The organism is Flavobacterium sp. (genome assembly GCF_043773265.1).
Taxonomy (GTDB): Bacteria; Bacteroidota; Bacteroidia; order Flavobacteriales; family Flavobacteriaceae; genus Flavobacterium.
Genome location: NZ_JAYVFH010000215.1, coordinates 1 through 9,699 on the forward strand (window position 1 = coordinate 1; position 9,699 = coordinate 9,699).

General features: G+C 28.1%; 9 protein-coding genes. All 9 read right to left on the bottom strand.

Features of this window, described 5'->3' with window-relative positions; all coding sequences use genetic code 11:
- Positions 1 to 448 (bottom strand): glycosyltransferase (locus ACH2BO_RS11430; protein WP_395044873.1); only part of this gene is annotated, 448 nt, incomplete at its 3' end.
- Positions 445 to 1,326 (bottom strand): glycosyltransferase family 2 protein, encoded by an 882-nt coding sequence (locus ACH2BO_RS11435; protein WP_395044874.1) that lies wholly within the window; start codon positions 1,324 to 1,326, stop codon positions 445 to 447. The genes ACH2BO_RS11430 and ACH2BO_RS11435, both read right to left, overlap by 4 nt.
- On the bottom strand, positions 1,323 to 2,438 hold the full coding sequence (locus tag ACH2BO_RS11440; RefSeq protein ID WP_395044875.1) for a glycosyltransferase: 1,116 nt from the start codon (positions 2,436 to 2,438) through the stop codon (positions 1,323 to 1,325). The genes ACH2BO_RS11435 and ACH2BO_RS11440 overlap by 4 nt, the downstream gene beginning before the upstream one ends.
- A gap of 6 nt (positions 2,439 to 2,444) precedes the next feature.
- Positions 2,445 to 3,467, bottom strand: a complete 1,023-nt coding sequence (locus ACH2BO_RS11445) for a glycosyltransferase family 2 protein (protein WP_395044876.1) — start codon at positions 3,465 to 3,467, stop codon at positions 2,445 to 2,447.
- Between the two features lie 7 nt (positions 3,468 to 3,474).
- A complete protein-coding gene (locus ACH2BO_RS11450; RefSeq protein WP_395044877.1) occupies positions 3,475 to 4,581 on the bottom strand; it encodes an EpsG family protein in 1,107 nt (368 codons plus the stop codon).
- Between the two features lie 4 nt (positions 4,582 to 4,585).
- On the bottom strand, positions 4,586 to 5,497 hold the full coding sequence (locus ACH2BO_RS11455; protein WP_395044878.1) for a hypothetical protein: 912 nt from the start codon (positions 5,495 to 5,497) through the stop codon (positions 4,586 to 4,588).
- Positions 5,497 to 6,927 (bottom strand): MBOAT family O-acyltransferase, encoded by a 1,431-nt coding sequence (locus tag ACH2BO_RS11460; protein WP_395044879.1) that lies wholly within the window; start codon positions 6,925 to 6,927, stop codon positions 5,497 to 5,499. The genes ACH2BO_RS11455 and ACH2BO_RS11460 overlap by 1 nt, the downstream gene beginning before the upstream one ends.
- 99 nt (positions 6,928 to 7,026) lie before the next feature.
- The gene (locus ACH2BO_RS11465) at positions 7,027 to 8,910 is read right to left on the bottom strand and encodes a T9SS type A sorting domain-containing protein (protein WP_395044881.1); all 1,884 of its coding nucleotides are present in this window, start codon (positions 8,908 to 8,910) and stop codon (positions 7,027 to 7,029) included.
- On the bottom strand, positions 8,868 to 9,581 hold the full coding sequence (locus tag ACH2BO_RS11470; RefSeq protein WP_395044880.1) for a hypothetical protein: 714 nt from the start codon (positions 9,579 to 9,581) through the stop codon (positions 8,868 to 8,870). Before ACH2BO_RS11470 ends, ACH2BO_RS11465 begins: the two co-directional genes overlap by 43 nt.
- Between the last annotated feature and the right edge of the window lie 118 nt (positions 9,582 to 9,699).

Here is a 9,699-nt window from a genome sequence, read left to right on the forward strand (position 1 = left end):
TTACACCTTCACCTTCGGGAAAAACATGAGTTGCAAATCGGCATAAAATTTTATCCATCAATAATAATAAATGATGCAAAAAACCTTTTTTATAAGGAAATACTAAACCAGTAAAAGTGTGAATTCTAACTGGAACACCAGCAAAATAAGCCGCAATCATTGATAACAAACCAGCTTTTGGAGTAATAGAATGTACTATTTGTGGTTTTTCTTTTTTGAATAAAAAATATAATTTTACTAACGAAACTAAGTCTTTTACTGGCGAAATTGTTCTGTGCATAACAACGCTACAAGTTTTTACACCTTCGCGATTGGCAACAGTTTCTAGATGTTCATCTTGACCAGAAACTGCAATAACATAGTAATGCTCGTTTAAAAAAGCCAATTGACCTTTGAGCAAAATGTCAAGTGACATTGAAACGGTTGCGGTTCTGATGAGTTTTTTCAAGCCAATTTATTTCTAGTTTTGTATTTTATTAAAATATAAAGTGCTATTCCGAAAGGAATTGCAAGAATTGTAAGGAGTTTTTCTGGTGATTTTTTTAAAAAATTTATTCTTTTTAGAATAATACAACTCGAAATATAATGTATTGCTTCTATAAATTTTCTTTTTATAGATTTAGAATATTTCATTGTTGTAATTCTATTATAAATAAATCCGTGTGGATATTTTAAATATTGCGAAAACATGGTGTTGCTTGAACCAGTTGACTGATAATCAACAATTACTAAAACTTCGTTTAAAGTTGCTAGTTGGTAATCTTTATCTACAAATAAATATTTAGTTCCTAAACCAACATATTTTTCTCCTTCAAAAATTGGATATTCTGGATATTTATTGATTATTTCGGTTCTGTAAACTAGTTTTTTATCGCCTTTTCCTCCTTTTAAATAAAAATCTTCGAGAGTTGTTTGTTCGTTTGAGAATTTAGTTCCAAGAAGTTCACCATTCATTAATGCATCAAGACCAATAATTCCTGCATATTTTTCTTGATTTATTGATTTCCATTTATTTATAATAAGTTCAACTGCATTTAATGGCATAAAATCGTCAGAATCAATACAAGTATTTAAAACTGTTTTTATATTTTTATAAGCACTGTTGTGCGCACCATGCATTCCTTGATTTTGTTGATGAATATAGGTTATTTCAATTTTATTTTCTTTAATCCAACTTTGTACTACTTCTTTAGTTGCATCTGTAGAACCATCATCAATAATTAACCAATTAAAATCTAAACTAGTTTGATTGCACAACGAATTATATAACCTTGGAAGTAGATTAGCTCTGTTGAAAGCTGGCGTAAAAACTGTTAACGTTTTCATTGATGCTTGCTTAAAAGTTGAATGTATTTATTTTCTAAAATAGTCACATTTTTATTGATGTCATATCCTTTATCTATGATTAATTGAGACACATCTTTTTTACTTTGAATGTTTAAAGTAACTATTTTTTTTGCCCAAGATAATGCTGATTCTTTTAATGAAATTACGGTTACGTTATCTGAAATTAATATCGCTTCGGTTGGAATTCCGTTTGAAATTACACATTGAGTTCCGCTTGCTTGAGCTTCAACCAATGAAACTGGTAAACCTTCGAAAAAAGAAGGAAAAAGAAAAACATCCATTGCTTGTAAAATCTCATTTACATTGCTTCGCAAACCTAGAAAAACAACTTTATCATTGATTTCTAATTTAGTTACTTTGTTTTGGATTTGGGATTTCAATTCGCCATCGCCAACTAAAAACAGTTTGCAGTTTGGTTCTAACTTTAAAACTTCATTGAAAATATCTATTAAAAAGTCATGATTTTTTTGTTCGTTAAATCTTCCTACATGAATTATATTGATAGCGTTTTGAGTTTGAAGTTCAAGTTTCATTTTGGCAGCTTTTTCAACATTAAAAGCAAATAAACTTGAATCTATTGCATTGGTCATTGTAAATGCTTTGTTAGCATTTTTTTTCCCAAAAAGCCAAATACTAGCTTCATAACCACAAGTGAAATATTCGTTTACGTACTGCATCATTCTTTTTTTCCAAAACCATCTAAAAGGTGATTTTATATCAAGTTTTGGATTAGAATTATGACCATGAGCAATGATTACAGGAACTTTTCTTTTGTGAGCTTCTTTATAAAAATAATATCCCAATTCTGAACATTGTCCGTGAATAATATCATAATTATTTTCATCAAAAAAAAGTTCAATTTGCTTTATGTAAGCTTTTAACTTCATCGGATTTAATGGTATAAACCTATGGATTTTTCCGCCAAGAATACTAATTTCACTTTCATAAGCACCAATTTCTTGGCGATGAACCGCAAAGTCAAATTGAATTTTGGATGCATCCAATTTTCTATAATAATTCATGACGTTGGTTTCGGCACCGCCAAGATTCATTATTGTAAAAAGTTGTAAAACTCTTATTGGTTGTTGCATCTGATATTAATTAATCATTTTTTTTATTCCTATTAACATAAGCATCAATAGAAATACTGATTTATTTTTTGCAAAGAAAAAAAACATTTTCCAATGAATTGGAAAATATTTTAAATCTAAGTTTTTGTACGCTTCTTTGTATAAAGTATCGTTCAAAATTAATTTAAGTTTAGAGTATCTAGCCCAAAATCCCTTTTTATTTAACATTTCATTCAATCCTAATCCAATAATACTCAAACAAATTCTATTGTGATAAGCTGTAATAAAAACTGGTTGCTTGTGTTTTATTATTTGAAAAATATGAGAATACAATAGTTTCCATTGGTCAAATAAATTTGATTTATATGTATTTGTTAACGAATTGGCATTGTATTTTCTATAAAAATAAAGTGGTTCATCTATTACTGTAATTTTATCAGCAAATTGCAAATAGCAAATATTAAATAAAGCATCTTCGGTACCAATTAGTTTAGTATCGATAAAATTGATGTTATTTTCTTTAATTAAATTTGTTTTGTATAATTTTCCCCAAGCAGTAACTAAACTATCAGCTTGGCTTGGATCTTGAAGTTCGTTTTTAACTAAACCAACTATTCGACGTTGAATTGTATTGGAATATACAACACCACTTAGATTTAGCTTTCGAGGTTTTGTTTCTTGTTTAAAAACTCTATTGTAGGAACAGCAAGCCAAAGAGTAATCATTTATTTGAGTTTCAAGTATAGACACACAATTTGCATCGAGCCAATCATCTCCATCAACAAACATAATGTAAGAACCTGTTGCAAGTTTTATTCCTTCGTTTCTAACTTGAGAAAGTCCTTTGTTTTTTTGATTTACTATTTGAATTCTTTTGTCTATATTTTTAAATTCTAGTAATTTTTGATAAGTTGCATCTGTAGATTCATCATTTACAATAATTATTTCTAAATTACTGTAAGATTGATTTAAAATACTAGAAATACATTGGTCTACAAAGCTTTCAACATTGTAACAGGCAACAATAATACTAATCAAATTATTATTCATAATACTATTATGTAGGTTGACCTAAAATAATTTCCATAAAATAAGTAAATGCAAAATAAGCAATAATAATTCTGGCAATTACTTGGTGTTGGTTTTCGAAAAACTTGCTTTTTAATAATGGATATATTATAATTACACCCAACAAGAACCAAGATAGGTAAGCAAATCTATTAGAATAATTGGCTTTAATTACCAATACCCAAAACCCATTTACTAATAAAAAAACGTTTAATAATTGAAAATAAAATGGATCTTCAAATTTTTTCTTGATGACATAATACCAGCCAGCAAAAACTCCAGAAGCACTATACAATAAAAAATCCCAACGGAAACCAACTTTAAGTAAAACACCTTCGCTTGCTTGATCAAATTCTCCTAAATAACTTGATACACTCTTCTCTTCAATTATTCCTAAACCTAAAAAGAATGCTGTAAAAAAACCACCAAGTGCTAAAGATAATGGAATTGTAAAAAGCCAGAAATAGAAAAATGATTTTGGTTTATTATAAAAAAGAGTAATAATATAAGCAAAAATTGGTAACATTAATGATTTATGTATAAATAAACTTATAAATAAAATTGCAAAAACTTTCCATTTTTCATTTCTAGAAACACCATAAAGAAAAAGACTTGTAGCAATACCATTTCTAATTCCGTTAGTGCCATAAGCCCAAAATGAAAAAGAAATTATAAGCATGAAAAAAGCATAAAACCAATAGTCTTTAAAGACTTTTTTAGAAAAAGCGTAGAGCGGATAAATATATAAAACAGCACAAACAAAAAAGAAAGCTCCAGCTGAACCTATCTTACTGAAATTGAATTGAAAAAACTCAAACAATACATCTTTTTTATATTCGGGCAAGATGCCATTTGCAAAATTTTTAAACTGAATATTATAAATTACCATGTCGCCAAAACGATAATTTATAGGTCTCAAACCAATGTATAAGAGAATTATAATAAAAATGATAAAACCAAAAGCTTTTTTTGATTTTAGATTTTCTTGAGATTCTAGAGTAATACCATAACTTTGTAAAAATACAATTAGTGTAATAAGCAATAGCAAATTATAATAAATAGATATGTAGTATTGTATAGGTATTAAAGTATCCAAAATATTATAAAGTTTTTTTTATTGAATCACAAAGTTGTTTTGTGAAAATTACACCACCAAATTTATCAATATGATTTCCATCATAGGTTTGAAACTTATTATCTTTAGAAAAATTAAAATAATTGACTTTTTCTATTGCTGCAATTTTGTTTATTTCAGAATCAAAGTTAACCCAAAAATCTTCTTCTATTGAAAGTATTTTAGAATCAACAGGCATTCTTACTAAAACTACTTTACCATGAGATTGTAAAAACTTAATTAATTTTTTTAATTCGTTAATTCTATAATTACTATTTTTCCATCTTTTAGCAAATCCTTTGTAAATTATTATTTGATTTTTTTTCCAATTATTTAATGTTAATGAATCTTTAGGTAAGTTACTTTCTTCTAACCAACCATCTTGATGAAGTTCAGAATTTTTCTTGAAAATAGCTCTAAAATGAAAGTAATTAAAATTTTTAAAGAAATATTCAAAATTAGGATTTGTTGAAACAAAATTCATATTATGCGGAGGATTTTTATCTTCTGCAAAAATTTTGTTTTTAAAATCGTCATTTTCTCTTTCAGACAAAAGCCAAGGATTTACACTTACAATAAATAATCCGTTTTTGGTATTAGAAACTAACTTGTTTTTTATGCTTTTTGTATAAAGTTCACCATAAGCTGCTTGTGTAATAGTAAAACTATAATTAAACATTGGCAAACTAAAATTTGAGTTTTTCAAATTTTCATCCATAATTTTTGGTTGAATTCCTTGAAAACTTCTTGAATCTCCAATAATAAAGGATGTTTGTTTAGGAGTTGTAAATTTTAAATAAAAATAATCAACATAACCTCCATATTTTATCAAAATAAATGATAAAATTATGATTAGAAATACAGTGAAAATAGTTATTTTATATAAAAATCTCTTCATTAAAATTGAAAATAAATAAATGAATCTGAATTAGCTCCAAACAATATTATGATTAAAAATAATGTTAAATAAATAAACCATCTAATATAAATATTATTTAATTTATATAATTCTAAGCCATGGTGTTTTTTTCTTTGAATCCATTCAACAACAATTAAAATAAAAATAAATATAAACGGTTTTAAATCGATTTCTGGAAAACTATAGTTATCGTAATTTAGAATTTTTGCAATATACAACAAAGCAAGTTTTACAGAAGGAGATCTAAAAAATATCCAAGCTATTGTTGTAATTGAAAACGTTAAAATAATTTGAAAAAATTCTTTAAGCGAAGGAAAAAAGGAGTTTTCGGCTACACTATTAGTATTAGTTCTATTTAGTTTAAATACAACTAATGGTAGAATAAAAAAAGCATTTATTGCACCCCAAATAATAAATGTCCAGTTGGCGCCATGCCAAAAACCACTAACTACAAAAATTATTATTGTGTTTCTTACTTGCATCCACATTCCGCCTTTGCTTCCTCCTAAAGGAATGTATAAATAATCACGAAACCATGTTGATAATGAAATATGCCATCGTCGCCAAAACTCAGCAATATCTCTTGAAAAATATGGAAACGCAAAGTTTCTTAACAATTCAACACCAAAAAGTCTTGCAGTTCCAAGAGCAATATTCGAATATCCAGAAAAGTCACCATAAATTTGAAAAGCAAAAAATATAGCAGCAATAACAAGTGATGAAGCATTATAATTTTCTTGATTTTTAAAAACCTCATTCACTATAATTGCACAATTATCAGCCACTACAATTTTCATAAATAAACCCCATAAAATTTGTCTTAAACCATCGACAGCTTTTTGATAATTAAAAGTTCTTTCTCTTTGAATTTGAGGTAATAAATGAGTTGCACGTTCTATTGGACCAGCAACCAGTAAAGGAAAGAAGCTAACAAAAACTGAATAATCAACAATATCTTTTTCGGGTTTTATTTTGTCATTATAAATATCAATTACGTAGGACAATCCATGAAAAGTATAAAAAGAAATTCCAACAGGAAGAATAACATTTATTGACCAAAAATTGGATGTTAATCCAAAACCTGAAAGCAACTCGGCAAAAGAAGTTGCAAAAAAATTATAGTATTTAAAAACGCCAAGAAATCCTAAATTAATACCAATACTTAGCCAAAACCAAAACTTTTTTTGGGTTAAACTTTTTGCATCGGCCATTTTTATTCCTGTAATATAATCTAGTAATGTAGAGAATATTAAAAGAAACAAAAACCTATAATCCCAACAAGCATAAAAGAAGTAACTTGAAACAAGTAAAATAATATTTTGAAATTTGCTGTTTTTTTTTGCTACAAACCAATATAACAGAAAAACAACTGGAAGAAAAAATAAAAAGTTAAAGGAGTTGAAAATCATTTATTACTATAAAATTTTTATTTAACTAGATTTAGGCAAAAGTAATAAAAAAAGGATGCTTTAAAAAAAACATCCTTTTAATAAATTTTAATACTTGATTTATTTTTTAATAATCCTAAATGATTTAACCTCTTCTCCATCCAAAATTACTACATTATATATTCCAGCTAAATATTTTTCTCCTAAAACAATATTTTTATAATTGGAAACGATAAATTCTTTATCATCTAATAATTTACCAAGAATATCATAAACTTTTACTTGAATTTTTTCATTTTTAATTGATTTTACATCAATGTTGAATGTATTTTCGAATGGATTAGGTGATATAATTATTGAATCACTACTATTAGACGTTGAAAATCTATTTACATTGCTTGGTGTTGTTATTAAACATTCTGGACCAAAATTACCAATGTAAGTATTGTTAACTATAACTTGAACAGATAACATATATTGTGTTGATGGTAAAAGAGATTGAGTTCCGCTAACTTCGACAAAATTTGCTTTTTTTAAATGGCATTGTGCATATGTATTTGTATAAAATAAATCATTTGCTCCAGATAAACTTCTTAATTTAAATTTATATTTAGTTGTAAAAGGTAGTGGTTGAGATACAGATACACCTGATACAAAATCATTAACATAAATAGGTGTTGTATTTGATGAAACAGTAATACAATTTACATTTCTAATTGGAATAGTAGGTGTTGAAATTGTACATCCAATAACATCATAAGGTTGCCATACTCCATTAACCCTCATAGAAACTTTAATATCATATGAAGTATTATATAAAACAAAATTTGGTGAAACTGCCTCTAATAAATGGAATTTAAATGTTCTGTCGCCAGTTTCTAAGTTTGAATTTACTAATCCATCAGATAATCTTGTAACTCTCCATTTGTGTCTATCAACACCCACTGAAGGTAAATTAGAGAACGCTTGAATTTCAAAATCCATTTTCGGCACAGTTAAACCACAATATTCTGGTTTAACTTGGTTTAAAACAGCTTTAAAAACAATTTGAAAACGAGTATTATTAGTTTCAGAATTGGTTAATGTAAAAGTATAAGGCAAACTATTTATTGTATTTAATAGATTATCCTTTAAATAATAAGCTTGACCGCTTGGTGCAAATATACCATCGCCAAAACCTGTAATTTTAAAGGTTTGAGTTGTACTTGTAGGTACTGTTGCCACAAAACCCAATTGAATAACATCATTTACGTTAAATGGTGACGTTATTGCTCGTCCTTGAATTGTTAGTGGTTCGCAAACTGTTGTTGGTGTTGTTAAGGAATACAAATTAATAATTGGTACTGCCGAAAAAACTTTGGTATCAAATGCACGATCATAACCATTGGTTGCTCCTGTAGCATAACCTAATAGTGTTTCTTTAAATGGCTTTGGAAATAACATACTATTCGTATTTTCTATTTGTAACCATATTCTATTTCTTACTATTGGTGCAACCAATTTAGTCGCATCATTTAATCTATAAAATTGAGAATTATCACCAATTCCGTCATTACGCATTTCATTATTAAATGTTGCATTACCGTTGCTTAAACCCAAAACAATAAAACCTTGTCCTGCTCCAATTTTTCCGGTTGGTCTGTTGGAATTAAAAAAACTTGGGTCAACACCCGAAATTCTTCCTGTACCCACACCACCAAGACGATTGTAAACTGTATAATCATTGACCGAATAATTATATTGAGAATCTCCTGGAGTTGTACCAGAAACTGGTGTATTGTGTGACCATTGATAAATTGCTCCACCAACTACATTAACATTAGCCGGATCAGACAGAAAAGAATCGGCATCTAAAGCACTTGGATATGGATTACCAATTAAATTTGCAATAACTTTGGTTGGAACACACGGATTGGTTGTTGGTGTTGGTGTGTATGCTTGACCATTTATGGGTGTTGTAATTACGCCATTATTAGGAACTCCTCTAAATTCTCCAGTAAACATTCCAGATGTTCCAGACAAAGTTTGCGGACCACGAATGATATATCCTTTTCCAACCTGAAATGGTGTAGAAATAATAGCTGAGGTGGTACTAATTGCCAATTGCCTGAAACAAATGTAATTGGATCAAAAGCAGGTGTTGTTAACGGATTCCAAAAGAAAAATTTATCACTAAGCGTATTTGGCGAAAATAAACCCAAAGTTTGCCCACTTACTGGCGATGACCAATAGGTATAATCAAAATTATTGATGGTGTTGGTGGTTCTTCTATATTTGATTTCACCAAGATTAATTGCAGCGTTATTGACTTGAACTAAACTTGCGTTGTTTTCAAACGTTAGTGTGCTACCAATTACCACTTGAACATTATGAATAACTTTTAAAATATGACCTGAATTGAAGGTGACATTTGCATTATTTTGAACAATAACCTCACATGCAATCATATTATTTGGAGCTAGAAGATTTACAGACGAAGAAAAATTTACTTCAAATATGGCACGTTTGTCTTGGTCTGGAAGACCGTTTGACCAACCAGAAATAGACCAAATTGTTTCAGAATTACAAGGTGGTGGTGGTGGTGGTGCAGGTTGTTGTGCTACTAAAGCATTGCAAAATAAAAAAAATGAAAATAACATTATTTTCATTGAACTAAAATTAAAAGATTGTTTCATGTTGTTAATTTTTAAAGGTTTATAATTGTTTTTATTGTTTAATAACTTTTATTGTACTTACATTAATACCATCACTTACATCTACTAAATAAATCCCATTAGGATAACTAGATAAATC